The sequence below is a fragment of the Halomicrobium sp. HArcht3-1 genome (genome assembly GCF_058933345.1).
On sequence record NZ_JBZYDM010000001.1, the window covers coordinates 215,405 to 239,530 of the forward strand.

Genomic DNA, 24,126 nt, shown 5'->3' on the forward strand with positions numbered 1-24,126 from the left:
CGCCTACTGCTGGTCCTCGATCAGTTCGTTCGCGGTGTGTTCGCCGCTGATCAGACACATCGGGACGCCGATGCCGGGCCGGGTAAAGGAGCCGGTGAAGTACAGGCCGTCGACGGCCGACGAGCGGTTCGGCGGCCGGAGCAAGGAGGTCTGGCGCAGTGTGTGGGCCAGTCCAAGCGCGGTCCCGCCGCTGGCGTTGTACCGGTCGGCGAAATCGGAGACGGCGAACTGCTCTTCGAACACGATCCGGTCGCGCAGATCGACGCCGGTGTTGTCGGCGATGTCGGCGAGGATCTTCTCGCGGTACTGGCCCCGGATTTCGTCGCCGTCGTGCAGATCGGGGGCGATGGGGACCAGCACGAAGAGATTGGTGTGGCCGTCGGGCGCGACGGTGTCGTCGGTCTTGGAGGGGACACAGAGGTAGTACGCCGGATCGTCAGGCCAGCGTGGCCGGTCGAAGATGGCGTCGAAGTGATCGTCCCACTCGTCGGGCAAGACGAGCGTGTGGTGGGCCAGTGGCTCTACGTCGCCCTCGATGCCGAGGTACATGAGATACGCAGAGGGCGCGAGCGTGCGGTCGTCCCAGTAGTCGTCGTCGTACTGGCGTTCGTGGTCGGGCAGGAGGTCGCGCTCGGCGTGGCCGTAGTCGGCGTTGACGACGACCTCGTCGGGTCGGAACACGTCGCCGTCGACGGACTCGACGTGGAAGCTATCCCGGCGCTTGGTGATCTCGTCGACCTCGCAGTCGGTGACGTACTCGACCCCCAGTTCCTCGCCCAGTTCGACGAAGGCGTCGACGACGACGCCGATGCCGCCCTCGCCCTCGTCGTTGGTCGGGTAGTAGACGCCGAGGTTGAAATCGACGTGGCTCATGATGTTGTACAGCGCGGGCGTGTTCGTCGGCGAGCCACCGAGGAACACGAGCGTGTACTGCATGATCTGCTGGAGCTTGGGGTGCTGGAAGTAGTCGGAGACGTGGCCTTGCATCGAGCCGATCAGCGAGAGACCCACGGGCGCGGCCCGCATCACGTCCAGATCGACCCAGTCGCGCAGGCGCGGCCGGTCCGTGTAGACGAAGTGTTCCATCGCCGTCTCGTAGTGTTCCTGACTCGTCGCCAGATACTCGTCGAAGGCCTCGCTCGCGCCGGGTTCGTACTGCTCGAACTTCGTGCGCATCTCCGCCAGATCGCCGGTCACGTCGAGCTGGTCGCCGTCCTTGAAGAAGATCCGGTAGTGGGGATCGAGCCGGTCGAGATCGTAGTAGTCGCTTGGCTCACGGTCGAAGTGAGCGAAGAATCGCTCGAACACGTCGGGCATCAGGTACCACGACGGTCCCATATCGAAGCGGAAGCCGTCTTCTGTCAGCCGACTCGCACGGCCGCCCAGCTGTTCGTTCTTTTCGACGACGGTCACGTCGGCCCCCGCGTCCGCGAGGAAGCACGCGGTCGAGAGGCCACCCACGCCGCCACCGACGACGACGATCTCGTCACCAGACAGGTCACTCATTAAGTGAACAGAAGGCGGCGTCGGTGTTAAATACGTCCCCAAACCTGTGGGGCTACGCGGCGGCCGTCGCGTCCGGCGCTCCGATCCGCACGCGCAGCACGACCACGATCACGGCGAAGGCGATTGCGAGCACCGGCAGCATCGACAGCGCGGTGCCGATCCCGAACTGGCTCGCCAGCACGCCGACGAGGGCCGGCGTGACAGAGAGGCCGAGATAGCTCGCGCCGGTGGCGATAGCGTTGACCGGACCGCTGTAGGTCGGGTGCGTGTCGACGCCGAAGGCCGAGATTGTCGGGAACAGGCCCGAGACAGTCGCCCCGGAGAACAGCACGGCGGCGACCAGCACGGTCGTCGAAGTCGTCGTGAAGGCGATATAGAGTGCGGGTGCAGTCAGCACGGAGAGACCGGCGACGAGCCACAGCGAATCGACGCGCTCGACGAGGACGCTGTAGACGGCTCTGCCGGGGATGTAGGTCGCCAGAAAGCCAGACAGCAGGAGGTTCGCCTGCGAGTCGGCGAGGAACTGGCCGGCGTAGTAGGGCAGCCACGTGAAGAACGTGCCCTCGATACTGCCACTCAACACGAGCGCAAGCGTCATGCCGGTCACGGGGGGGTCGCGAAGCAGTTCGAGGAATCGCGCTTTCGAGACCACCCGCTCGTTGCCCTCGATGGAGGGCTTTTCGGCGTGACTGAGCAGGACTGCGGCGGGGACGAACACCAGCGCCAGCAGGTAGAACACCCAGCGCCACTCCCCGACCGCGAGGACGGCGTTGACGAAGATGGGCGCGGCGGCCGCGCCGGTCGCCCACACGAGCGCGTAGAGATTGAAGATTCGACCGCGCTGGCCCGGGTAGAGGTGGCTGAGGATCGGGCGGTCGAGACCGCGGACCACGCCGTCGGCGCTGCCCTGCACGAACAGGAAGCCGAGAAAGAGGGGGTAGATCGGTGCCGCACCCATCACGAGGAAGGCGATGGCGGCGACGCCGAGCGCCCCGAGGACCGTTCGTCGAACGTTCAGTCGACCGGCGGCGATCCCCACCAGCAGGATTGCGACGATAAACCCGGCCGTTCCCGCGGGTGCGACCAGCCCAAGCAGCGCCTCGCCGACCTGATACTCCTCGCTGAGGCTCGGGATGATCGCCCCACGGACCTGCAATGCGAGCGCATCGCCGATGGTAAAGAGGAAGATCGCGACGGTCCACAGCCGACGTTGGTTCATAGCCAAGCAAGCGAACTCGTCGGTGAAAAGCCACCGATTTCGAAGAAGAATCTTGAACTAGATAACGAATCCTTCGAACCGGGGCAACGCGCTTTGGTCAGCAGTGCTTACGCGACGTATGGACGACGCGACGGTCGTGATCACTGGTGCGAGTCGCGGGATCGGTCGGGCGGTCGCCGAGCGCTTCGGTGACGCCGGTGCCCACGTGGTCTGCTGTGCGCGTGATCGGGCGGCGGTCGAATCGGTCGCCGAGACACTCCGGGGGGACGGCGTGTCCGTCACGGCCCTCCGTGCCGATGTCCGCGACGAGTTCGACGTGGAACGCCTGCTGCAACGGGCCGCCCGCGAGGGACCCATCGACGTGGTCGTCGCCAACGCCGGCGTCTACCACGGCGACCCGGGTGAGACACCACTCGCCGAGTCGTCGTACGCCGCGTTCGACGACCACCTGCGGACGAACGCTCGGGGCGTGTTCACGACGATCCGGGAGTCGCTGCCACATCTGGCTGACGACGGTCGGATCGTCGTCCCCGTCGGTCCCTTCGGCGAGCGAACGCCACCGGGCTACGGCGGCTATGGCGTCTCGAAGGCGGCCGCCGACGCCGTTGCCCGGACGTTCGCCGCGGAAATCGATGTGCCGGTCGCACGCGTCGATCCCGGCCAGACCGCGACGGCCCTGACCGGCGAGGCGGGTCACGACCCCGGTGAGGCCGCCGAACTCTGTTACTGGGCTGCGACGGCACTCGACGACGAGGAACTCGACAGCGTCGTGACGCGGGCAGACTGGCGACGCGCGACGCGCTGACCGGCACCGAACCGTGGTCGACGGATCGATGATGTTATGAACTACAAGTCTGTGTTTAATAACATGGCTGCAAACGAATCATCTCATTTCACAATGCCGGGGCAACGCGTCTCCGTGGCCGGACTCGTCGGTATCGCGATCCTCGTGGGGCTGTCGGTGCTCGCGGTGCTGTTCGACGCGGGGAAGGTGTTCGTCATCTCGTGGGTCGCGTTCGCCGCGATGGCGGTGGGGGCGTGGCTCGGTGGCCGGACCGAAGCGACCAATCCCTACCGACTGGTCTGGGGCTACGGGCTGGCGAGCGGCGCGATGATCACGAGCGCGGCGATGTTCCTGCTCCCGCAGGCGATGGGGCTGGGACAGGCTGCCGGATCGCCGCGACTGGGCGGGATCGGCGTCGCCGCCGGTATCGCCGTGGGCTACAGCGCTCACACCATCGCCCATCGACTGACCCACATCGACACGACGTTCGACGTGACGACCCTGGAGATCACGGCCCACGCGCTCTCTGCGGGGCTGATCATCGGGCTGGTCTACGCCTCGATGCCGGGGCTGGGACTCCTGCTCGGTCTCGCCATCGTCTCGCACAAGGGACCGGCCGGTTACGCCGCCGCGCGTCGCCTCTCGCGGGCGGACAAGTCCGTCACGTCGCTCTTGCTCCCGGCCGCGGGCGTCGGGCTGACGGCCATCCCGATGGCGCTCGTGACGGTGCCCGAGGCTCCGGCGATCAACGCCGTCGTCTTCGGCTTCGCCGCGGGTATCTTCCTTCACGTCGCGATGGACTTCCTGCCCAAGTGTGAATCCGGCAGTGAGATCGACGAGGTCGTCCAGCTACAGGAGGGTGCACACCACCTGTTGGACGAACTCAGGACCCACGCCGTCGCCTCGACGGCGGTCGGCGTCCTCGCCGTGGTCGCCGCGTGGCTGCTCGTCTAGACGGGTGCCGACGCTCGCTACTCCGTCTCGACGTTTTTGATGAACAGGCCGGCGATCTGCTCGTCCACGATTGTCACCTGCAGGGCGTAGTGGCCGTTCTCACAGTCGACACGGGCGAAGACGGCGTCTGTGTCCTCGTTCGATTTCAGTCCCCACGCGCTGATCTCCTCGTAGGCCCCGAGGTCGCCGACGGTCTCGTCCCAGACACTCTCGATGCGATCGGCCGACATACCGTCGCGCATCTCGTCGGTGAACGGCTCTCTGGCGGCCTCGTACTCGCCGTCGTGAACGCGCTCGACGAACGTCCGCGCGACGGCCTTCTGCTCGTCCGTCGGCTCACCGTCGGGGAACGTAAAGCCCTGTTCGAGCGCGCTACACCCTGCGAGGACCGTGACGCCGGTGGCGAGGAACCCACGCCGCGTCCAGCGGATCGTATCGTGGTACATCTGTCTCGTTCGTTCCTTCGTCTCGGTCGGACACAAAAGGGCCGGCACGGTCGCAGGTTGTGCGACTGTGCCGGCGGGCCGTCACTCGGGATCGACCCATAGCCCGTAGAGGATACTGCACATGCCGACGATCTCGCTGGCCTGCGTGAGGCCCCCGACGATGATCTCGCCGACGGGCAACAGCAAAAAGAGCACGCCCAGTAGCCCGGGGACACCCATCAGGAGGACGAACCCGACCGCGACGTACAGCATCGGCTTGCTCCGGTGGTTCCGGTAGCCACGATAGGCGATGTAGCTGATCGCCAGTCCGATGGCGACGGTGACGTAGTCACTCAGGAACAGGACGAGTTCGACCGGCGAGAGCAATCGTAGCTGACCCAGCACGCTACATCTCCTCCACGAGTCGCGTGAAGCGCCCGGTCATACTCTCCTCGCGGGTCACGTTTACCTCGAAGCCGTCGTCGGTCGCGTCGATCACGATCCGATCCAGCGCCGCGGTGAACTCCTCGTAGTGGTGTCCCTCCTCGTCCGGTCGGGTCCGGGCCTCGATCAGGTCGTGTTCGCGCAGGTCCTCGATGCGCCGGTAGATCGTACTCGGCGAGACGCCACAGCGGTCGCTCAAGGTCTCGGCTGACATGGGTTGGGTCCGTGTTTCACGCAGGATCTGGCGCGCCGTCTCGTCTGCCAGCACCTCGGCGACGGCGGCCACGTCTGGATCCTCGCTCACTATCCGTGTCTGTCTGCCCGGACTATTAAGGCTGTACCGCAGTCGCAGTGTCTGCGACGCTGCTCGCAGTTATACCCGTCCGGCCTGCGTCGGTCGTCGTATGGCCTCGCTGACCGATACGAACCGTCGTCGTATCATCGTCTTCGTCGCCATCGCGTACGGTATCGCCGCCCTCACCGGTGCGGTGCTGTACGCGACCGGCGGCCTCCAGAACAGTCCCGAGGTCGTCGCAGGCGTCACGCTCGCGACAGTCCTGCTTCCGACCGTCTACATGTTCTCGCCGGCGGTCGCCAACGTCGCGACCCGCCTGCTGACCGGCGAGGGCTGGACAGACCTGCGCCTGCGGCCGGATCTGCGCGGACGCTGGCAGTCCTACGTCGCCGCGTGGCTCGGGACGATCGTCCTGATCGGGGCCGGCTTCGGTCTCTATCTTGCCCTCCAGCGGGCGGGACTCGTCACGGCAGCGAGCACCGGTCCCGACGTGACGACCGTCGCCATCGTCCTCTCTCTCACGGCCGGACCGGCGATCAACACGCTCGTGGCCGTCGGCGAGGAGTTCGGCTGGCGCGCGTACCTCCTGCAGAAACTCGAACCGCTGGGCGTTCGCCGGGCGCTCGTCGCCCACGGCGTGATCTGGGGCGTCTGGCACTGGCCGGTGATCGCGATGGGATACAACTACGGCTTTGGCTACCCGCTGGCACCGTGGAGCGGGCTGGCGATGATGACCGTCGCGACCGTCTGCATCGGGACCGTCATCGGTGCCATCGCGCTGTGGGCCGACAGTGTCTGGCCCGCCGCCCTCGCCCACGGCACGCTCAACGCCGTCGGCAGCCTCGGGGTCCTGCTCTCGGGCGTCGGTCTCGTCGGCGCGGCCCCGATCGCACTCGTGGGCGTCGTCCCGTGGGCCGTCGTCGCGGCTGCGGTGCTGATCCGTGCCGGGGGCGAGACGACGACCCGGCGCGTCACCGACGCGGACACCGCCTGAGACGGGTCGGATCGATCCAGCGGTGTGGGTCCGACGGTCGGCGATCCACAGCGCCACCACACCGTCGCCCTACAGTTGTCGGTACGTCTCTGGATCGTCGAGGTCCCAGAGGAGCGCGGGCAGGAAGGCGTCGAGGTGCTCGATCACTCGGCGTTCCGAGACGTTCAGTCCTTCGCAGTGCTCGTGGGCCGTGTCCCTGATCGAGACGTGGATGTCCCCGCCGTCCCGTCCCGTCGCCGTCCCGTCCTCGACAGTGACGTGCAGCGGGAACACCGAACAGCGCGCGGGCTTCCACTCGTGTTCGGCATGCAGCGCACAGAGTCCGTCCTCCCGCAGGAAGAAACAGGCCTTCCCCTCCTCGTCGACGTGGTCGTCACGGGCTTTCTCCTCCTGTCGGACGAAGTCCTGCCCGCGGAACTGCGTCGTCGACTCGTTGAGGTTCTCGCGGGCCGCAAGCTCCAGCAGGTCCTTCTCGTACAGCAAGACGCCGTGGTGACAGCACCACGTACACTCCTCGACGCACTCGAAGGTCAGGTCGGGATCGAAGTCGATCACGGCCTCCTTGCCGGGGTAGACCTCGACCGTGTGGGGCGTCGTCGACACTGTCCGGGCTTGGCGGCGCGCGGGCAAAAGGCCGACGGGTCGATGTCGCTCTCGATCTGACGGGATCGGGCTAGCTCGGCGCCTGGTTCCGAACCACCGCACCGTCGACGACGATCTGTGATCCATCCGCTGTGCGTTCGAACGTCACGTCCCACCCCTGTGCCCGCGCCAGCGTTCGGATCTTCGGCAGTGCCAGTCCGTCCGTCGTACCGGTCAGCCCACCGGTGTACTCGAAGAGCTGGTCGTCGTCGAGCAGTTCGGGCGGCCGCCAGTCCGTCTGGACGGTAAGCCCATCGCCGTGCGTGGTGAGTCGCATCTCCGTCCCGCCGTTGTGCTCCAGAAAGTCGAGGAGAGTGACCAGTAGCTCGTGAAGCCGGGTCCGGTCGGCTTCGATCGTCGCGTCGTCGACGACGGTGACCGCCAGCGCTGCCGCGTCGGCCGTCTGCTGTGCGTCCGCGACGACGGCGTCGAGAGGGACCCACTCCACCTCGTCGACGGTCTGGCCGTACTGGGCGAGCGTCGAGAGGCCATCGACGACCGTCACCATCTCGTCGGCGCGCTGTGACACCGTCCCCAGTCGCTCGCGGGCCTCGCCGACGTTGCCCGACTCCAGTGCGTCCCCCGCAGCCGTGACCCGACCGCCGACGACCTGCAGGGAGTTCAGGAGTTCGTGTCTGATCCCCGCCGAAAAGTCCTCCAGTTGCTCGTTGTGTCGCTGTAGCTCCCGGCGCTGGTGTTCGAGCCGGGTCACGTCGACGAACACCAGCATTCGGTCGATAGACGACTGGGCCGTCGTCAGCGGACTCCCGTTCACGAGATAGTATCGCGTCTCCTCGCCGTCGAGCGCCAGAATCTCCTGGCTGTCCGGTGGACCATCGAGTGGCGTCGCCGCCGCGATGGGCTGGCCGACGCTCCCTGAGAGGTCGGGAAAGAGTTCGCGGGCCGCGTCGTTGTACTCCCTGATGCGACCGTCACCATCGAGGAAGACCACCGGCTCGGGTATGTTCCCGGTCAACTGCACCGCGAGGAATCGATCCCTGACGACGAACAGGACGCCGACAGCGAACGCTGCGACGCCCAGTGGCGCGTAGATGATGTCGATCACCGCTGCCGACTCGAAGGCGATCAGGTCCAGCGTGACCGGGAGCGCCGTCAGCCCGGTCAGCGCCGCCAGCGAGCGCGTGTCGTAGCCCGCCTCGACGAACGCCTCGAACAGCATGAACATCCCGATCGCGGCGAGGACGTACGCCAGCCCCGTCGCGATCCAGTGGGCCGGCCCGTGGACGATCGCCAGATGGGGGAACGGTGTCCCGACCATCATCGCCCTGAAGTACTGCTCGTGGAAGGGATTGGTTAGCTTGATCCCGACGACGATGCCGTACAGCACCAGCCCCGCGTACTGGTAGGGTCGCCGCCGATGATACTGCCGGTCGGTGTACGCCGAGCAAAAGTACAGCCACGCGAACACGGTGCCAAAGCCGACGACCAGTCCGATCGTGTACCATAGCTCTTTGAGCGGCCGTGTCGGCGTGTAGAGCACGCCGAGGTAGGTCACAGCCCACAGTCCCGACGCCAGCAGGAGTGCGACAAGCCCGTCTCTGGTCGCCCGATCCTCGACGTGCCACGCTCTGGCGAGACTCCCGAGACAGGCCAGCGCCGCCACCGCAAAAAAGAGACCGTAGCCGGCTCTCAACGAGAGTTGCAACGAAACTGCCATTCAGTCGTTGACTCCTCAGTCAGGTTCGGATATATACCTGCGGGTCCAATATCAGAAGGTAATAACCGCAGGACAGTTGCTGGAAGCTACCCGGACGACGTATCGTCGCCGTGGTGCCGGTCGACCCCACACCGTCGTGCGGTCGATCCGGGACGGATCGACAATACTCCGTCTCAGTTGTAGCCCCGCCAGCGCTTGCCACACTCCTGACACTTGAAGAAGCGTGTCGGTGGCTCGTCGGCAGAGCCGGTCTGTTTGATCGTGTACCACGCCTTGCCGTGACCGCACTGTTCGCAAGTCACGTCCTCGGCCGTCGGTTTCCCTTCGAAGTTCGCGCCTTCCTCGGTCTCGATCACGTCGTCGTCGCTCTGCTCGTCGGTGCTGACGAACGCGGCGGCCCGGTCGGTGTCCTTGGCGACGCGTTCGCCACAGGACTTGCAGACCATCTCGTCGCCGTCTGCGTGCATCATCGAACCGCAGTCGTCGCAAAACTGCATGTTGGCTCGACGTACTCACCTCGGACTCATATATACCCGTGTTCGACGCTGGATACTGGTCCGCGACAACGGCGATGCTCGTGACCGAGACCCACCGGAAAGTCAGGTCCCGTTTAGCTCCGTCCGCGTCGTTCGTCCAGTGTCACGACACGGTCGGCCCACGCTTTCAGCTCTCTCAGTGCGGCCCGTTCGTGTTTCGACACCGGATCGTCGGTGCCGAGTTCGTCGCTCTCGAAGGCGTTGGCGACCACGAGCGTCGCCCCCTCACAGTACCGCCGCAGTGCGTCGATGTCGCCGTCGGCCTGAAAGGGGATGGTGGCGTCGTTGACGAAGACGGCCGTCGGGTCGGCGGGTGCGGCGGCAAAGAGGTCACGAGCGCGCTCGGCGTTGTCGCGGGCAAGCGCCAGCGCCTCCTCGTCGTCGCCACCTTCCGAGCGCGGCGCGTGGGCGTCCAGCACGCCGGCAAAGACCGTGTCGGGAACGGTCGTCTCCCGGTCGAGACGGCCACCGATGATCCGCCCGTCGCGTTCGACCTCGGGGGCGAAATCGAGGACGACGACGCCGTCGGGACCGTGACTGTCGAGCCACTCCGCAAGTGCCGCGGCAGTCTCGGTGGTCTTGCCGACGTTCGAGGGGCCGACGACGAGCGTCCGGCCGGTGTCCAGTGCCATCAGGCCAGCAGTTCCTCGCGGGCGTACTTCCCACCCAGTGTGAGCGTCGCCAGCGCGATAGCGACGGAGAACGCGAGGACGAACCACGCCAGCGGGCTGATCGCGCCGAGGACGACCGTTCCGTTCTCGCCGACGGCGGGCGCGACCTGTCCCCGGACGAAGTTCGCGGCGAGCGTGCCAGTGACGACCAGCAGTGCGACGCCACCGAGGTTGGCAAGCAGCGAGTTCCCGCGCGTAACGGCGTCGGTGTTGAGCAGGTAGAGCACGATGGCAACGGCGAACGGCGTTCCGACCGTGCCGACTGCGAGGATCAGGAGGAGCTGTCCGAGGACGCTCCCGGGGATGAACGCGCCGGGGATCGACAGCAGGGCGACGCCGACCAGCAGCGCGCGGTAGCGGTTGTCGCGCACGTCCGTCTCCCAGCCGAGTTTGTCGGCGACGAGGAAGGCGGGTACGATGGTGTTGCCCCCGAGCGTCGACACCGCCGCGCCGGCCAGCCCGATCAGGAAGAGCCACTGGGCGCTGTCGCCCGCGATGGGACCGAGCGCCTGCGCCGCGCCGATGGTCGTCGCGGTGTCACCCGGCGCGAGGACGCTGGCGGCGACGAGGAAGATGGCGAGGCTGTACACGCCGAAGACGGCGAGCATCGTGGTCCCGATGTCGAACGTCGCCAGATCGTAGTCGCGCTCGGTCCAGCCACGGGCACGCATCGTGTAGGAATGCATCGTGATCAGCGAGATGTGGACCGCGCCGCCGACGACGCCGGCGGCGGCGACCGCGCTCCCCTCCGGCAGCGACGGCACGAGACCGCCTGCGGCCGCACCGGCGTCGATGGGGACGACGAACAGCGAGGCGACGAAGGTCACGACGACCAGCGACACCAGCACCTTCGCGCCGACTTCGAGGAAGCGGTACCCGCGCCCGGCCAGCCCGACTGCCAGAATCACGCCCCAGACGCCACCCCAGATGCGTGCGTCGACGCCGGTCATCGTCGCCGAGACGCCGGCGACGGTCTTCATGATGACCAACTGGGCGACACCGGAGGCGAGCACCGCGTCGGCGACGAGGAGCCATGCCCACGTCTCCCCGAGGTAGTCCTCGACGACGCCGACGATCCCTCGCTCGGTCAGCAGGCCGAGTCGCATCGAGAGATACTGTGACACCGTGCCCGCACCTGCCGAGAGGACCACGACCCACAGCAGCGCGTAGCCGAAACTGGCCCCCGCACCCAGCAGTGCTGCCATCGACGCCGGCCCGGCGGCGATCGCACCGGCGACCCACGCCGGCCCCATCTCACTCAGATACGAACGCACTGTACTCGTGCCGAACCCGGACAGTTCGGTCGTCTCGTTACTCATTGCCTCCACGTAGACGTTCCAGCGTAAAAGACTACTGAACTGCGTTGTACCACTGGCTTATGTCTTCTAGCCGCCATGTGGCCGAAGTGGCCGGGCGGCCGCCGAAGAACTGCGCGACGGCGGCGGGATCAGTCGGCTGTCTCTCCGCCGTCGGTCGCTTCGTCGAGCCGACCGATCTCCGCGGACAGTCGGTCGTGGTCGTAGGTCGACGGCGAGAGGCGGGCAGCGGCGACGGTGAGACCGGCCGAGACGACGAACGCGCCGCCGAAGGCAGTCAGATAGAGTGGGTCGGGGGCCGGCAGGAGACCGCCGACGACGGGAACGGACCGCAGGAGTCCCGCGAAGTCGGGGAAGTAGGCCAGGCCGACGGTCAGCCCGCCGAGACTACTCATCAGCGCACCCAGTCCCGTCAGGCGGTCCGAGTAGAGACCGTACAGCAGCGGGACGGCGACGGCCGCCCCGAGCAGGTCAGCGAGGAAGAACAGGCGGAGGACACTCCGGGCGCGCAGACTGACGTAGATCGCGGCGACGGCGACGACGACCGTCAGGAGCCGGGCACCCAGCCGCAGGGTGCGGTCGTCCGGGTCGGTAAGCAGTCGGGGGAGATCGGCGGTGACGACGCTGGCGAGTGCGTTGAACAGCGTGTCGACGGAACTCATCACGAGCAACAGTGCCAGCAGGACGACCGCGAGCACCAGCCACTCGGGGAACGCCGACTGCAGGAGGACGAAGAAGGCCACGTCGGCGTTGTACGCCGAACTCGTCACGTCGGTCACGACCTCGGCACTGCCGACCGCGACGACGCCGAACAGGGCGGCGGCGAAGACGATCAGGCCGTTGTAGAGGCTGGCTCGCCGGAACCCCTGTCGGACGGTCGCCTCGCTGTCGGCGGCGTAGATGCGCTGCCACCACGTCTGATTGATCAGTTCGGCCCCGAGGATGGCGAAGGCGAGTCCGAGACCGAACTGGAGTCCCGGCAGGTAGCCCGGATCGAGCAGCGTCGGGTTCGCCGCGGCGACGTTGGCGTGAATCTCCGCTGGCCCGCCGAGTGCGAGGACTGTGCCGACGACCGCGAGGAGCAGGAGCGGCGCGACGAGGACGGCCTGCACGGTGTCGGTCAGCATCGACGCTCGCAGGCCGCCGTAGCTGGTGTACAGCAGGACGAACCCACCGACCAGCACGGCCGTCTGCCACTGGGGGACGCCGGCGACAAGGGAGAGTGCGCCGGCGATACCGGTCAGCTCCGCGGCGACGAAGACGAACATGTAGAGACAGCTCACCACCAGCACGAAGGCGTACATCGCAGAGCCGTAGCGGGCGTGGGCGTACTCCGTCAGCGAGTGCCCGCTCGGGATCACCTGTCGGATGCGCGGGCCGAGTCTCGCGTAGACGAGCATCGGCACCGCCTCGCCGATGGCGTAGCCGATGACGGCGGCGATGCCGAAACTCGCCCCCGCTTCGGGTGCGGCCAGTAAGATCCAGACGCCCATCACCGAGGCGACCAGCGTCGCGGTCGTCCGGCGTGACCCGGCCGAGTTGCGCGCCGTCAGCAGGTCCTCGACGCTGCCGACGGCGTCCCGCGAGTACCACAGACCGACGGCGGTGACGGTCACGAGCGTGGCGACGGTGAGCGCGAGCGCGACGGTGGCACTCACCACTGGCCCGCACCTCCGTTCGGGATCGGCCCGTCGCCGGTCTCCGCCGCGTACGCACTCTCGAAGAAGGCGACTTCGAGTTCGACAGTCCGGCAAAAGAGCCGTTCGAGCCGGCGCTGCCGGGACTGGGCGGCGGCCGCCCCCTCGCGGTCCAGCTCGTCACGGAGCCACTCGACAAACGCGTCGAAGGCGGGGTTGTCGTGGAGGTCGATCCACTCGGCGAGATAGAACCGCTCGGGGCGTGTCGGCGGGTCGGCCGCCCACGACCGATAGATCCACTCCGCGGGGACGAGGACCGCGAGCGTCTCGGCGTAGCCGCCTTCGTGGGCGACGCGGCCGAGCAAGTCCTGCAACGCCCGCGTCGTCGGCGTCAGATCGGGGTCGATCCGGGTGGCTTCGTCGACGCCCAGCGCGTCGAACGCGCGCTCGAAGTAGTCGTTCTCTTCGTCGGTGAGCGTCCCGAGGAACTCGGCCAGCCGACCCTTTGCGGCCATCGACGGGGCGTCCCCGAGCGCGTGGCCGAAGGTGCCCACCAGCGCGTCGAGGAAGGCGTAGTCCTGCACGAGATAGCGCTCGAAGACGGCGTCGTCGAGAGTGTCGGCCCGGAGCTGTTCGGTGAACCGATGGTCGACGGCCGCCGTCCAGTCGGGGTCGGCACGCTCGCGACACCAGTCGGTAAAACGGGCGTCCGCCCGGTCGGCGGCGTACTCGGCGAACCGCTCGGGCGGGCGCTCCGCGTTCGCGTCGTCGCTCATACCGACCACTCCTCCTGTCGCCACGCGGCGTCCCAGAAGCGGTACTCGTAGCGCGCGGAGGTACGGAACAGGTCACGGTAGCGTTCGCGGTCGGTCGCCGTCGCGTCGGCCCACACGTCGTCCATGAGGTCCTTGCACCACTCGGTCAGTTCGGTAAACTCCGCGCCGGCGTAGGTGTCGATCCACTCGGCGTAGCCCTCGTGGTCGGGCCGACCGCGTTCGGCCAGTCGCGTGCCGGTGACGTTGAATCCCCACATGCAGGGCAACAGCGCGGCGACGAGGTCGCCGAACGTCCCGGTCGCGGCGGTGCCCACGAGGAAGTCGGTGTATGCCTGCGTCGTGGGCGACGGCTCGGTCGCTTCGAGTTCGGCCTCGGTGATCCCGAAGTCGGCCGCGTACTCCCGGTGGAGGTCCATCTCGGTGTTGATCGTCGACGCCAGCAGTTCGGCGAAGGTCCCCATCCGGTCGAGATCGGGTGCCGATGCCGCGCCGTGTGCGAACACCCGCGCGTACTCGATCAGGTAGACGTAGTCCTGGCGGACCCAGTAGCGAAACGGCGCTTCGTCCAGCGTCCCCTCCCCGAGTTGTGTCACCATCGGATGATCGAGGATCGCCTCCCAGATCGGATCGCCGATTGCCGCGAGTTCGTCGGTGCCGGTCATGCTTGCCCGTGTCGTCGCGCCGGCCTTATAACCTTCTAATATTATCAGTTTATCGGTACGCCGCGCCCACACGACTTTTAGCCACCCTCGGCGAACGGACGGCCATGTCGCTGGTCTTGCCGAGCGAGATCGTCGTCGAGGAGGTCCTGCCGACGGTCCGCACGATGCTCGCACGCGAACTCGCCGCCGAGGGGCTGACACAGCAGGCCGTCGCGGACCACCTCGGGGTGACACAGGCCGCGGTGAGTGCCTACCTCAACGACGACACGGCGCCGACGGGGCCGGTGGCCGACGACTCGCGCACGCAGGCGGCCGTCGAGCGCATCGCCGCGGGACTCGCGGGCGACCGGATGGACGGCTACGACGCGCTGGCGGAACTGCTCGACCTGATCGCCGCCTTCGAGGACCGCGGGCCGATCTGTGAACTCCACGAGGACGCGATGCCGGCCCTGCAGGGGCTTGGCTGTGACCTGTGCGTTCGTGGCGACGACCCCGCGCTCGCGGCCGAACGTGAGGCGCTGGCGACGGTCCGGCGGGCCGCGCGACTGCTGGCGACGGCCGACGGGATCGCCGCGGTGATCCCGAACGTCGGGACGAACCTCGGGACGGCACTGCCCGACGCGACCGACGCGACCGACGTGGCCGCGATCCCCGGGCGTCTCCACGCGATGCGCGGGCGCGTCGAAGTCCCGTCCGATCCGGCGTTCGGTGCCTCCAGCAACGTCGCGACGATGATTCTGGCCGCCCGCGCCGTCGATCCGACGGTCGGCGGCGCGCTCAATCTCACGACTGACGAGGCGCTGCTGGACGCCGCCCGCGAGCGTGGAATCGAGCCGCTGCGCTTCGACGCGGATTACGACGACCGGGCAGCGCGCCTGCGCGAACGCTTCGACGAACGCGGTGACGTTCCCCGAGTCGTCTACCACGAGGGTGCCTTCGGCATCGAGCCGATCACGTACGTCTTCGGCGAGACTGCGGAAGCGGCCGCACGGCTGGCGGTCGCACTCGTCGACGACGCAGAACTGTAGTGACCTTACTCCAGTTCTTTCCGCCGGGCGACGACCGGACAGTCACGCAGCCGTACCCGTTCCATGTCGAGATACTCGATGATCTCGGCGGTGTCGTGCGTGCAGTGGGCGTCTGGCGGTTCGGCGAAGAACTCACACTGCTCGCAGAAGGCGTGTTTCGACACCGCGGCGTAGCGGTCGTCGTCGGGGACGACCGACCCGTCCCCGGCGTCGCCGTCGTCGGTGATCGTCTCCCAGACCTCGTCGTCGTCGACACTGCCCACGTCGACGCGCTCGAAGACATTGTCGGCATCGCCAAACGGGTCGCCGGTCCGCTCGTCCATGTCGGCGAAGGGATCGGGCTGGTCGATGTCGCTCTCCCGTTCGCCAGCCGTCACGTCGTCGGCGACGGTCGGACGCTCTCCCTCGGCCGCATCTGGCTCGAAGTCGGCAAAGGGGTCCGGTCGGGACTCGTCACCGGAATCGGTTGTCTCGTCCGTCTCTTCGCCGTCGCCAAGTCGCTCGAACGGGTCGCCCTCGCGGTCGACATCGCCAAGTCGCTCGAACGGGTCGTCGGCGTCGTCGGTCATTCGGAGTCACCAGCTTCGAGTTCCGACGCGGTCACGAGTCGTGCCTTCGACCGGAACAGGCCGCCCTCGGGGCGCACATCCGTGACGGCGGCGGTACAGTGTGGGCACTCTGGGTCGGTCAACAGCCCGATCTCGACAGACTCACTGCACTTCTCACAGCGTGCCGACGTGATCCCTTCCTGTGCGGCAGCGCGCTTGATACGGGCGACGGCGCGCTCGTTGCTGTCTCGCCCACGGCTGTCGTCGCGCAGGTCGCTGACGACCCACGCGACACGTTTGAGTTTGTCCTCGGTGTCGTCGAGCCGTCCCAGTACGTCCGTGACCGTCTCGTCGGTGTCGTCGATGGCGTCGTCGAGGTCGTCGAGTTCGTCCCGAACGGTCAGCAGATCCGTGCCGATCTCCTCGATCTCGGCGTCGAGTTCGTCCAGCCGATCCAGTTCCGGGTGGCTGTGGTCTCGCGGCGCTTTCGTGTCTGTCTCGCGCTTGAGCTGGATGACGCGCTCGCGAACGTCCTCGATCTTGCCCTGAAACTCGGATTCGACGCGTTCGACGTCGTCTTCGATCCCGTCGGTCTTTGCCGTGAGACGCTCGTCGAGACGGCTCTCGACTGCGTCGGCGATGCTCGGCAGTTTGTCCGCCATCGCCGCGTCGACCGCATCGGCCAGTCGCTCGTCGACGATCCGTTCGACCCGCTCGTCGAGGGCCGTCTCGACCTCCTGGGTCACCACACGCGTCACTCGGTTCTCGATCTCGTCGTCGAGGCGGTCGGGCAGTTCGGATTCGAGGCGGTCGGCGACCACTGCCCGGGTGGCCTTCGTCGCCTCAGTGGCGACGGTCTGTTCGACGGTCTCCTGAATCTCCTCGACGGCGGTCTCGTCGAGTGTCTCGGTCGCGTGGTAGGTCTCCAGCAGTCGGCGGATGACCTCGTCTCGGCTCGTGTCGCTTCGTTCGGCCTGTTCGTCGAGCCACTCGTCGAGTTCCGCTGAGAGATCGACCGAAACGGACTGCTCTTCACGCGACTCAGTCCCCATTGTCAACCGGTATCGTAACCAGACAGTTAAGCGTTTGCCGCCGATTTCAGCCGGTGATAGAGCGATCCGGCGGTGACTGCGCCGACCGCTGGACGGTCACTGCGGGGGTCACCGGATCTTGCGCACGTCGCTGATGTCGAAGCCGCCATCGCCGATCTCGGTCTCGAATCTGACGATGTTCTCGGCTTCGATCTGTGAGAGGACGCCCCGGAATTGCGAGACGACGAGGGTACGAGCACGCGTCGATCCGCCGGACTCCCACTCGAAACGCATCGATCCGGTCGTCGCGTCGGTCAACTGTGCGTATCGCGTCGAGGACACCGTCTCGTGGTTCAGGTGGACGAGGATGAGACCGTCCCACTGGTGGGCTGCCTTCGTCAGGCCCTGCACGAGATAGCTGATGTCCGACCACTCGAGGTCGTCGCCGACGGCGCTGACGAGGTCCGACAGCGAGTCGATGACGACGAGGTTGCCGGGTGCGATCTCGCTGAGTTTCGTCCCCAGTGCCTCCAGCAGCCCCATGCGCTCGTGGCGCTTGCGCAGGTCAGTGATGCTGTGGGTCGCGTCGGCGTACCAGTTTCGTGGGACCGGACTCATGTGGAAGTAGCGCTCGGCCATCTCGTGGAACTGGATGCTCTCGAAGCCCTGTTCGACGATCTCGGAGTCCATCGCCAGTGCCATCTCGTCGATCAGGTTCTCTTTCGAGGCGGTAAAGGAGATGTAGTGGACCTCTTCGGGGTCGATGGCGTCGTTCGCGCTCGTCCCGTAGTAGAGATCGTATAGCTCGTCGTTGTCCCCGACTGCCAGTCCGTTGATCAGCGCACTCGTGTACATAAACTCCCGTGAGCCAGCCCCCGACTCCCCGGCGACCAGCACGACGCTCCCCGTCGGTGCGCCCCCCTTGATCGTGGTATCGAGTTGTCGCACGCCAAACGGGATGCGATCCATACCGTCACTGTCCCGCCACCGCGCTTAATGATTGTCCCGCAGTTATCGCGACCGATTATCGCGTGTCTCCCGCATAGCCACGGCTCCGCGGTGGCAATCGACTCACCGTGGCCGATCACCCGAGCGTCGGGCCGTCCGTGATCGTCGCGCCCTCGTTACGCGGTCGCGCGACCCGAACGTCGGCACTGACCGCGAGGTCGGAGAGCGCCATCTCGACGCTGGTCCGGGCGGTGTCGACGTCGGCCGTCGTCGTCAGCCCCCAGACAGCGGGTCCCCAGGAGGACTGGCCCGCACCGGAAATCGTCGGCTGCTGGGCCAGTCGCTCGACGATGGGGCCGGCCGGCGGGCGATAGACGCCACCCTGTTCGTCGGCGTACCACGCACCGTTCAGCCGCCCGAGGCGGGCCGCGGCGGTGCCAAAGCGGCGGTGATCGCCCTCCGCAGCGGCCGGCAAGAGCGTCCGGGTCAGTGTCGCCGCGATGTCGTCGGCGATCCCTGGGTCAGCCCGTTCGACGGCCTGACGCATGTGGGCGTCCTCCTCGGCACCGCTCGCGCCCGGTTCCGTTTCGGGCACGACCAGCAAGAAGCGCCAGTCTTCGGGCACCTCGTGGCGGGCGATCACCGGCGGGACGGTCCAGTCGCCGTTCGCGGGCGGTTCGGACGTGAATCGCTCAGTCGGGTGGCCCCCGTCGACGACGAAACCGCCCGACTCGAAGGTGGCGACGCCGATGCCGCTACGGCCGCCACGGCCCAGGTCCGGTGCGACTTCACGCGGGTCGACCTCCCGGTCGTAGGCTCTGGCGACCGCGACGAGGGCGGCCAGTGCGAGCTGTGTGCCACTGCCAAAGCCGACGTGTCTGGGCAGGCGCTCTCTGATCGAGACCCGCGCCCCGTCGACGCCGAGGGTCGCGACCGCCCGGCGGACGTACGACTGGGCCTCGCCGTCGTCACACTCGATCCCCTCGGCCGGCTGTGCATCCAGCACCAGCTGTGGCTCGTCGAGTGCGATCCCGACCCCGCCGTACAGCCGTTCGTTGGCGAGCGCGAGATTCTGAAAGCCAAAGTGGAGTCGCGCCGCCGTCGTGACCGTCACCATACGTCGCGTTCGTGCTCCCGCGAAATGAAGGGTCCGGCTCTGGGACGGGTGTGATCGACGAACACGGTAGTCCGTGCGTTTAAGATGCCGCGTCGCCCACCTGCGAGCATGAGCAAGCAGGGACAGCAGGAGGCCCCGGACGCCGAGAAGGACCCGGACCTCCCGAGCACCGACGTGACGGAGGGCTACGAGAAGGCACCACACCGCGCGATGTTCCGGGCGATGGGCTACGACGACGAGGACCTCTCCTCGCCGATGGTCGGCGTCGCCAACCCCGCAGCCGACATCACGCCGTGTAACGTTCACCTCGACGACCTCGCAGAGGCTGCCTACGACGGCATCGACGAGGCCGAGGGCATGCCCATCGAGTTCGGTACGATCACCATCTCCGACGCCATCTCGATGGGGACGGAGGGGATGAAGGCGTCGCTGATCTCCCGGGAGATCATCGCCGACTCCGTCGAACTCGTCAGTTTCGGCGAGCGCATGGACGGACTGGTGACGATCGGTGGCTGTGACAAGAACATGCCCGGCATGATGATGGCCTCGATCCGTACGGACCTGCCCAGCGTCTTCCTCTACGGTGGCTCGATCATGCCCGGCGAACACGACGGCCGCGAGATCACCGTCCAGAACGTCTTCGAGGGCGTCGGCGCGGTCGCCTCCGGCGACATGACCGAGGACGAACTCGACGAGATGGAGCGCCACGCCTGCCCCGGTGCCGGCTCCTGTGGCGGGATGTTCACCGCCAACACGATGGCCTCGATCTCCGAGGCGCTTGGCTTCTCGCCGCTTGGCTCTGCGTCCTCGCCAGCGGAACACGAGTCCCGATACGAGGTCGCCCGTGCGGCCGGCGAACTCGCCGTCGAGGTCGTGAACGAACGCCGCCGTCCCTCCGATTTCCTCTCGCGAGAATCCTTCGAGAACGCCATCGCCCTGCAGGTCGCCGTCGGTGGCTCGACCAACGCCGTCCTTCACCTGCTCGCACTCGCCGCCGAAGCCGGCGTCGATCTGGACATCGAGGACTTCAACGAGATCAGCGCCCGAACCCCCAAGATCGCCAACCTTCAGCCCGGCGGCACGCGCGTGATGAACGATCTCCACGAACTCGGCGGGGTCCCGGTCGTCCTCAAAGCGTTGCACGACGCCGACCTGCTCCACGGCGACGCCCTGACCGTGACCGGCGAGACGATGGGCGAAGCACTCGAACGGATCGACCCGCCCGCCATCGAGGATCTCGACGCCGACTTCCTCGCGCCGGTCGACGATCCGTTCCACGAACGCGGTGCGATCCGCATCCTGACGGGCAACCTCGCGCCCGACGGCGCGGTCATCAAGATCACCGGCGAAGACCACCTCCACCACGAAGGCCCAGTGCGCGTCTTCGAGGAGGAGGAAAACGCCATGCAGTACGTTCAGAAAGACGAGGTCGAGGCGGGCGATCTGATCTGCATCCGCAACGAAGGCCCACGCGGCGGCCCGGGCATGCGCGAGATGCTCGGCGTCACCTCTGCGGTCGCCGGGCAGGGCCACGCCGAGGACGTGGCGCTCTTTACCGACGGGCGCTTCTCCGGCGCGACCCGTGGCTTCTCCATCGGTCACGTCGCCCCCGAAGCCTTCGTCGGCGGCCCCATCGCCGCGCTCGAAGACGGCGATACGATCACCATCGACATCGACGAACTGGAGCTGTCCGTCGACCTGACCGACGAGGAGATCGAGGCACGGCTCGAAGACTGGGAACCCGAACCCAACTACGAAAGCGGCGTGCTGGCGAAGTATCACCGGGACTTCGGCTCTGCGGCGAACGGCGCGGTGACCAATCCCGGCGCGAAGTGGGACTAAACCGAACAGCGCTTGCCTTTTCAGGGTTCGAGCACTTCGACGAGGTTCCCCTCCGGGTCGACGACGAACAGGATACTGGTCCCGCTCGCCGTGGTCTGTGGCTCGCTGATCGTCTCGACGCCGTCGTCGAGGGCGGCGTAGAACGCGTCGAGGTCCGCGACCTCGAAGCCCAGATGCTTCGCGCCGGTGTCGTTGATCGCGTCGGCGGCCACGTCGTCGCCCGCCGGGTCGTACGCGACCAGTTCGAGTCGAATCCCGTCGGCGTCCAGATGGGCGAAGCGCCCTTCGGCGTCGGGGACGCCGACACCGGTCTCGAACGCCTCGCCTGCGACCTCGAAGCGGCTCAACACCTCGAAGCCGAAGGTGTCGCTGTAGAACTCGACGGCGCGATCAAGATCCTCGACGGTGATCCCCACGTGGTGTGCACTTGGCATACCAAACGGTGGGTCGTCGTCGGAAAAACGCCTTCGGAGTGGGGTGGTTCGATACCGTCTCGACTCACTCCGTGTGGGCCGGGCCACTGGCACCGAGGACGAAGACCGCCGGATCACTCACCGACGATCTTTGTCGCGCGCTCCCAGCGCGGTTCGAACTCCTCGTAGATCTCGTCGGCGAACTCCGGGTCCTTCAGGTCGATGACGGCGAAGGTCGATCCACCCAGCGGGTGCGGGACCTCGATACAGACCTCGATGTCGTCGATCAGTTCGAAGGTCGACGTGACCTCATCGCTCGTGCGATAGTGATAGTTGTCGTACTGCTGGAGGCGTCGCTGGTAGGCCTGCCCCACGTCCTGCGGGACGGCCTCGATGAACGACGGCGGCAAGAGCATGTAGACGGCGACGCCCCGTTCGAGGGCGCGTTCGAGTTCGTCGACGAGCCGGTCTGTCGTCTCCGTGAGATCGAGTTGCCGGCCCGGCAGGGACCCGACCATCACGATCAGATCGTCGGCCGCGGCGAGGCGCTCGACGAGGAGGTCCACCGTCTCCTGTGGTCCGACGGCGGCGGTCCAGAACGGCTCGTCGACCGGGTCCGCGGATTCGAGCTGGTCGGACAGTTCGTCGACGATTTCCTCGTACTGCTCGGCCTTCTCGTCCAGTTCCCGCTTCTTGTCTTCGAGCAGTCGGTCGAGGGCGGTATCGGGTTCGACTGGCGCGTACTTCTTCGGTCGGCTCGCCGTCTGGCTGCGCACGAGATTGTACGTCTCCAGACTGTTGAGCACGTCGTAAATTCGGCCCATCGGCACGTCACTGGCCCGTGACAACTCCTTTGCGGTTGTCGGGCCAGTGTCGAGCAGTGACCGAAACGCACGATCCTCGTACTCGGAGAGGCCGAGGTCTCTAAGATTCGCCATATCTGTGCCACGGGCTGGGGCATAAAAAACACACCGGCAGTTTGCCCGCGTGGACAGTTGTTTACGGGGACCGGACGGCGCTCACTCCTCGTCGGTCAGCACGCCTTCGAGGTCGGCCGGGGTCGTCGCAGCGCCGACCCGTTCGCCCTGCTGGACGAGCGTCGCCTCCTCGCCGCCGACGCCGGGGACGACGACGGTCTCGTGGTCGGCCAGTCTGAGCGCGGCGCGGTGGAGGTCGCTGCCGGCGGCGGGGCCGACCCTGACGACGCGCTGGTCGAGGAAGCGAGCGACCGTCGCCGCGTAGTGGGCCACCTCGACGCCCATCCGGTCTGCCGCGCCAGCGAAGGCGGCGACGGCGTCGTGGGCGGCCCCCCGGTAACTGTCGTCGTCGGCGAGCGCCGCCAGATCGAGCAGGGCGTCGGCCAGTTCGACGGTCGCATCCAGCGGGTACTGCGGACGCGAACAGAGACCGGGTCCGTCGGCCGGTCCGTCCCGAAACGCCCCCGAGTCGGTCTGTAAGTGCTCGATCGTCCAGTCGGCGACGGCGGTCGCCGGGCCACCCTCGCCGAGCACCTGCCAGCTACTCGTCAGCCCCTGCAGGACGCGGGCCTGATCGAGGAGCAGCCCGGTCGGCCCGGTCTCCTCGTCGGTTCGGTAGTGGGTGACCGCACCGTCGTCGACCAGCGTCGAGACGACGGTATTGCGGGCGCGCTCTGCGTACCGACTGGCGCGCTCGTCGTCGGTGTAGGCCACGTACGTACAGAGTGCGTCGACGGCCAGCCCGTTCCGGTCGGCCAAGACCGTCTCGTCGACGTGCGGTGGTTCGGCCGTCGCCCGATCGCTCGCATCGAGGCGGTGATACTCGTCGTCACCGGCCTGACTGCCGGCGAACGCGCCGCTGGTCCCGTCGGCATCGGTGTCGACCCAGAGATCCGTCGTCAGATACTCGATGGCGTGCTCGGCGGTCTCCCGATAGGCGTCCTCGCCGGTGTAGCGATAGCCATGCGAGAAGGCCCGTATCAGGGCCGCGTTCTCGTCGAGGAGGCGCTCCGTGCGCGCGTTCGACCACTTGCGTCCGTTCGCGTACCGGTAGAAGCCGCCGTCGTCGGTGTCCCGCAGATGTGTCTGGATCGCTTCGAGCGTGCGCGTGGCTTGCTCGGGCGCACGCACCAGCGCGAATTCGACGGTTCGGGGCAGCGGGAACTTCACGTCGGTCCCCCATCCACCATAGCTCTCGTCGTAGGCCGCCAGCAACTGCTCGATCATCAGTTCCTCGATGCGTGACGTGATCTCGCCGCCCGGCGGTGCGTCGGTCTGGAGCGAGCGCGGTACCGATCCGGCATCCTCTCCCTGTGCGTCCCACGTCTCACGCACGCTGTCGAGGATCCCACGGAACCCGTCCGGGCCGAGGAATGTCGCACCCGTGAGGACGGTCCCCTCGGGAGTGAGGAACACCGTCGACGGGAACCCACCCATCGTGTAGCGTTCGCGTACCTCGGGATGGCGGTCGCCATCGACTCGCACCGGGACGAAGCCATCGTTGACGTTGGCCGCGATCCGTGGCTCGGCGTAGGTCCGCCGGTCCATCTCCCGGCACTCGGGACTCCACGGCACCGTCAGCGCGAGCAAGACGGGTTTGTTCGCCTCGCCGGCCGCCTCGAAGGCCGCCGCCCCCCACTCGCGCCACTCGACTTTCGTCTCGGCTGCGAACTGATCCATACC

Annotated in this window: 25 protein-coding genes; 5 read left to right on the forward strand and 20 right to left on the reverse strand. The window is 67.1% G+C overall.

Annotation, left to right across the window (positions count from 1 at the left end):
* Positions 1-3: 3 nt before the first annotated feature.
* Together crtID and AC5FRW_RS01155 are read right to left on the reverse strand one after the other, a co-directional pair.
* Positions 4-1,506, reverse strand: coding sequence for a bifunctional phytoene desaturase/3,4-desaturase (gene crtID, locus AC5FRW_RS01150; protein ID WP_493566581.1), 1,503 nt, complete (start codon positions 1,504-1,506; stop codon positions 4-6).
* A gap of 52 nt (positions 1,507-1,558) precedes the next feature.
* Complete coding sequence (locus AC5FRW_RS01155; protein WP_493566582.1) at positions 1,559-2,725, reverse strand: MFS transporter; 1,167 nt, start codon at positions 2,723-2,725, stop codon at positions 1,559-1,561.
* Positions 2,726-2,843: 118 nt separating this feature from the next.
* Here AC5FRW_RS01155 and AC5FRW_RS01160 point away from each other — a divergent pair, with 118 nt between their 5' ends.
* Both AC5FRW_RS01160 and AC5FRW_RS01165 read left to right on the forward strand, forming a co-directional pair.
* Positions 2,844-3,530, forward strand: a complete 687-nt coding sequence (locus AC5FRW_RS01160; protein WP_493566583.1) for an SDR family oxidoreductase — start codon at positions 2,844-2,846, stop codon at positions 3,528-3,530.
* Between the two features lie 63 nt (positions 3,531-3,593).
* The gene (locus AC5FRW_RS01165) at positions 3,594-4,463 is read left to right on the forward strand and encodes a ZIP family metal transporter (RefSeq protein WP_493566584.1); all 870 of its coding nucleotides are present in this window, start codon (positions 3,594-3,596) and stop codon (positions 4,461-4,463) included.
* A gap of 17 nt (positions 4,464-4,480) precedes the next feature.
* Here the strand turns inward: AC5FRW_RS01165 and AC5FRW_RS01170 are convergent, their stop codons facing one another.
* The 3 genes from AC5FRW_RS01170 to AC5FRW_RS01180 all read right to left on the reverse strand — a co-directional run bounded on the left by AC5FRW_RS01170 (position 4,481) and on the right by AC5FRW_RS01180 (position 5,636).
* Positions 4,481-4,909 carry a DUF3887 domain-containing protein gene (locus tag AC5FRW_RS01170; protein WP_493566585.1) on the reverse strand — a complete coding sequence of 143 codons (429 nt, stop codon included), beginning with the start codon at positions 4,907-4,909 and terminating at the stop codon, positions 4,481-4,483.
* A gap of 81 nt (positions 4,910-4,990) precedes the next feature.
* Positions 4,991-5,293 (reverse strand): DUF7521 family protein, encoded by a 303-nt coding sequence (locus AC5FRW_RS01175; RefSeq protein ID WP_493566586.1) that lies wholly within the window; start codon positions 5,291-5,293, stop codon positions 4,991-4,993.
* A 1-nt stretch (position 5,294) separates the two neighbouring features.
* The gene (locus tag AC5FRW_RS01180; RefSeq protein WP_493566587.1) at positions 5,295-5,636 is read right to left on the reverse strand and encodes an ArsR/SmtB family transcription factor; all 342 of its coding nucleotides are present in this window, start codon (positions 5,634-5,636) and stop codon (positions 5,295-5,297) included.
* A gap of 100 nt (positions 5,637-5,736) precedes the next feature.
* Between AC5FRW_RS01180 and AC5FRW_RS01185 the strand changes: the two genes are divergently transcribed.
* Entirely contained in the window at positions 5,737-6,621 is an 885-nt protein-coding gene (locus AC5FRW_RS01185; RefSeq protein ID WP_493566588.1) for a CPBP family intramembrane glutamic endopeptidase, read from the forward strand.
* Positions 6,622-6,690: 69 nt separating this feature from the next.
* On the opposite strand, the gene AC5FRW_RS01190 is transcribed toward AC5FRW_RS01185, so the two are convergent.
* From AC5FRW_RS01190 to tenA, 8 genes are all read right to left on the reverse strand, one after another.
* Complete coding sequence (locus AC5FRW_RS01190) at positions 6,691-7,224, reverse strand: YkgJ family cysteine cluster protein (RefSeq protein ID WP_493566589.1); 534 nt, start codon at positions 7,222-7,224, stop codon at positions 6,691-6,693.
* Between the two features lie 70 nt (positions 7,225-7,294).
* A complete protein-coding gene (locus AC5FRW_RS01195; protein ID WP_493566590.1) occupies positions 7,295-8,941 on the reverse strand; it encodes a histidine kinase N-terminal 7TM domain-containing protein in 1,647 nt (548 codons plus the stop codon).
* A gap of 173 nt (positions 8,942-9,114) precedes the next feature.
* Positions 9,115-9,438, reverse strand: a complete 324-nt coding sequence (locus AC5FRW_RS01200; RefSeq protein WP_493566591.1) for a transcription factor S — start codon at positions 9,436-9,438, stop codon at positions 9,115-9,117.
* 113 nt (positions 9,439-9,551) lie between these two features.
* Entirely contained in the window at positions 9,552-10,109 is a 558-nt protein-coding gene (locus AC5FRW_RS01205; protein ID WP_493566592.1) for an ATP-binding protein, read from the reverse strand.
* Positions 10,109-11,467, reverse strand: coding sequence for an NRAMP family divalent metal transporter (locus tag AC5FRW_RS01210; protein ID WP_493566593.1), 1,359 nt, complete (start codon positions 11,465-11,467; stop codon positions 10,109-10,111). The genes AC5FRW_RS01205 and AC5FRW_RS01210 overlap by 1 nt, the downstream gene beginning before the upstream one ends.
* Before the next feature lie 128 nt (positions 11,468-11,595).
* The gene (locus AC5FRW_RS01215; protein WP_493566594.1) at positions 11,596-13,125 is read right to left on the reverse strand and encodes a sodium:solute symporter family transporter; all 1,530 of its coding nucleotides are present in this window, start codon (positions 13,123-13,125) and stop codon (positions 11,596-11,598) included.
* Entirely contained in the window at positions 13,119-13,877 is a 759-nt protein-coding gene (locus AC5FRW_RS01220; protein ID WP_493566595.1) for a TenA family protein, read from the reverse strand. Before AC5FRW_RS01220 ends, AC5FRW_RS01215 begins: the two co-directional genes overlap by 7 nt.
* Complete coding sequence (gene tenA, locus AC5FRW_RS01225) at positions 13,874-14,539, reverse strand: thiaminase II (protein ID WP_493566596.1); 666 nt, start codon at positions 14,537-14,539, stop codon at positions 13,874-13,876. Before tenA ends, AC5FRW_RS01220 begins: the two co-directional genes overlap by 4 nt.
* 104 nt (positions 14,540-14,643) lie before the next feature.
* Between tenA and AC5FRW_RS01230 the strand changes: the two genes are divergently transcribed.
* A complete protein-coding gene (locus AC5FRW_RS01230) occupies positions 14,644-15,567 on the forward strand; it encodes a thiamine-phosphate synthase family protein (RefSeq protein ID WP_493566597.1) in 924 nt (307 codons plus the stop codon).
* A 5-nt stretch (positions 15,568-15,572) separates the two neighbouring features.
* On the opposite strand, the gene AC5FRW_RS01235 is transcribed toward AC5FRW_RS01230, so the two are convergent.
* From AC5FRW_RS01235 to AC5FRW_RS01250, 4 genes are all read right to left on the reverse strand, one after another.
* The gene (locus tag AC5FRW_RS01235) at positions 15,573-16,136 is read right to left on the reverse strand and encodes a DUF8135 domain-containing protein (RefSeq protein WP_493566598.1); all 564 of its coding nucleotides are present in this window, start codon (positions 16,134-16,136) and stop codon (positions 15,573-15,575) included.
* Positions 16,133-17,167: a ribbon-helix-helix protein, CopG family gene (locus tag AC5FRW_RS01240; RefSeq protein ID WP_493566599.1), complete on the reverse strand. Its 1,035-nt coding sequence runs from the start codon at positions 17,165-17,167 to the stop codon at positions 16,133-16,135. Before AC5FRW_RS01240 ends, AC5FRW_RS01235 begins: the two co-directional genes overlap by 4 nt.
* 108 nt (positions 17,168-17,275) lie before the next feature.
* On the reverse strand, positions 17,276-18,115 hold the full coding sequence (locus AC5FRW_RS01245; RefSeq protein ID WP_493566600.1) for an RAD55 family ATPase: 840 nt from the start codon (positions 18,113-18,115) through the stop codon (positions 17,276-17,278).
* A 115-nt stretch (positions 18,116-18,230) separates the two neighbouring features.
* Positions 18,231-19,211 (reverse strand): beta-ribofuranosylaminobenzene 5'-phosphate synthase family protein, encoded by a 981-nt coding sequence (locus AC5FRW_RS01250; protein ID WP_493566601.1) that lies wholly within the window; start codon positions 19,209-19,211, stop codon positions 18,231-18,233.
* A 108-nt stretch (positions 19,212-19,319) separates the two neighbouring features.
* Here AC5FRW_RS01250 and ilvD point away from each other — a divergent pair, with 108 nt between their 5' ends.
* A complete protein-coding gene (gene ilvD / locus AC5FRW_RS01255; RefSeq protein ID WP_493566602.1) occupies positions 19,320-21,053 on the forward strand; it encodes a dihydroxy-acid dehydratase in 1,734 nt (577 codons plus the stop codon).
* Positions 21,054-21,073: 20 nt separating this feature from the next.
* Here the strand turns inward: ilvD and AC5FRW_RS01260 are convergent, their stop codons facing one another.
* The 3 genes from AC5FRW_RS01260 to AC5FRW_RS01270 all read right to left on the reverse strand — a co-directional run bounded on the left by AC5FRW_RS01260 (position 21,074) and on the right by AC5FRW_RS01270 (position 24,123).
* Positions 21,074-21,487 carry a VOC family protein gene (locus AC5FRW_RS01260; protein WP_493566603.1) on the reverse strand — a complete coding sequence of 138 codons (414 nt, stop codon included), beginning with the start codon at positions 21,485-21,487 and terminating at the stop codon, positions 21,074-21,076.
* Positions 21,488-21,600: 113 nt separating this feature from the next.
* Positions 21,601-22,404: a TrmB family transcriptional regulator gene (locus AC5FRW_RS01265; protein ID WP_493566604.1), complete on the reverse strand. Its 804-nt coding sequence runs from the start codon at positions 22,402-22,404 to the stop codon at positions 21,601-21,603.
* A gap of 81 nt (positions 22,405-22,485) precedes the next feature.
* Complete coding sequence (locus tag AC5FRW_RS01270; protein WP_493566605.1) at positions 22,486-24,123, reverse strand: DUF255 domain-containing protein; 1,638 nt, start codon at positions 24,121-24,123, stop codon at positions 22,486-22,488.
* Between the last annotated feature and the right edge of the window lie 3 nt (positions 24,124-24,126).

Bases quoted from the DNA above. Each gene is read 5' to 3' on its own strand.
- crtID (WP_493566581.1), bottom strand. From the start codon at position 1,506: ATGAGTGACCTGTCTGGTGACGAGATCGTCGTCGTCGGTGGCGGCGTG.
- AC5FRW_RS01155 (WP_493566582.1), bottom strand. From the start codon at position 2,725: ATGAACCAACGTCGGCTGTGGACCGTCGCGATCTTCCTCTTTACCATC.
- AC5FRW_RS01160 (WP_493566583.1), top strand. From the start codon at position 2,844: ATGGACGACGCGACGGTCGTGATCACTGGTGCGAGTCGCGGGATCGGT.
- AC5FRW_RS01165 (WP_493566584.1), top strand. From the start codon at position 3,594: ATGGCTGCAAACGAATCATCTCATTTCACAATGCCGGGGCAACGCGTC.
- AC5FRW_RS01170 (WP_493566585.1), bottom strand. From the start codon at position 4,909: ATGTACCACGATACGATCCGCTGGACGCGGCGTGGGTTCCTCGCCACC.
- AC5FRW_RS01185 (WP_493566588.1), top strand. From the start codon at position 5,737: ATGGCCTCGCTGACCGATACGAACCGTCGTCGTATCATCGTCTTCGTC.
- AC5FRW_RS01195 (WP_493566590.1), bottom strand. From the start codon at position 8,941: ATGGCAGTTTCGTTGCAACTCTCGTTGAGAGCCGGCTACGGTCTCTTT.
- AC5FRW_RS01200 (WP_493566591.1), bottom strand. From the start codon at position 9,438: ATGCAGTTTTGCGACGACTGCGGTTCGATGATGCACGCAGACGGCGAC.
- AC5FRW_RS01205 (WP_493566592.1), bottom strand. From the start codon at position 10,109: ATGGCACTGGACACCGGCCGGACGCTCGTCGTCGGCCCCTCGAACGTC.
- AC5FRW_RS01210 (WP_493566593.1), bottom strand. From the start codon at position 11,467: ATGAGTAACGAGACGACCGAACTGTCCGGGTTCGGCACGAGTACAGTG.
- AC5FRW_RS01220 (WP_493566595.1), bottom strand. From the start codon at position 13,877: ATGAGCGACGACGCGAACGCGGAGCGCCCGCCCGAGCGGTTCGCCGAG.
- tenA (WP_493566596.1), bottom strand. From the start codon at position 14,539: ATGACCGGCACCGACGAACTCGCGGCAATCGGCGATCCGATCTGGGAG.
- AC5FRW_RS01230 (WP_493566597.1), top strand. From the start codon at position 14,644: ATGTCGCTGGTCTTGCCGAGCGAGATCGTCGTCGAGGAGGTCCTGCCG.
- AC5FRW_RS01235 (WP_493566598.1), bottom strand. From the start codon at position 16,136: ATGACCGACGACGCCGACGACCCGTTCGAGCGACTTGGCGATGTCGAC.
- AC5FRW_RS01240 (WP_493566599.1), bottom strand. From the start codon at position 17,167: ATGGGGACTGAGTCGCGTGAAGAGCAGTCCGTTTCGGTCGATCTCTCA.
- AC5FRW_RS01245 (WP_493566600.1), bottom strand. From the start codon at position 18,115: ATGGATCGCATCCCGTTTGGCGTGCGACAACTCGATACCACGATCAAG.
- AC5FRW_RS01250 (WP_493566601.1), bottom strand. From the start codon at position 19,211: ATGGTGACGGTCACGACGGCGGCGCGACTCCACTTTGGCTTTCAGAAT.
- ilvD (WP_493566602.1), top strand. From the start codon at position 19,320: ATGAGCAAGCAGGGACAGCAGGAGGCCCCGGACGCCGAGAAGGACCCG.
- AC5FRW_RS01260 (WP_493566603.1), bottom strand. From the start codon at position 21,487: ATGCCAAGTGCACACCACGTGGGGATCACCGTCGAGGATCTTGATCGC.
- AC5FRW_RS01265 (WP_493566604.1), bottom strand. From the start codon at position 22,404: ATGGCGAATCTTAGAGACCTCGGCCTCTCCGAGTACGAGGATCGTGCG.
- AC5FRW_RS01270 (WP_493566605.1), bottom strand. From the start codon at position 24,123: ATGGATCAGTTCGCAGCCGAGACGAAAGTCGAGTGGCGCGAGTGGGGG.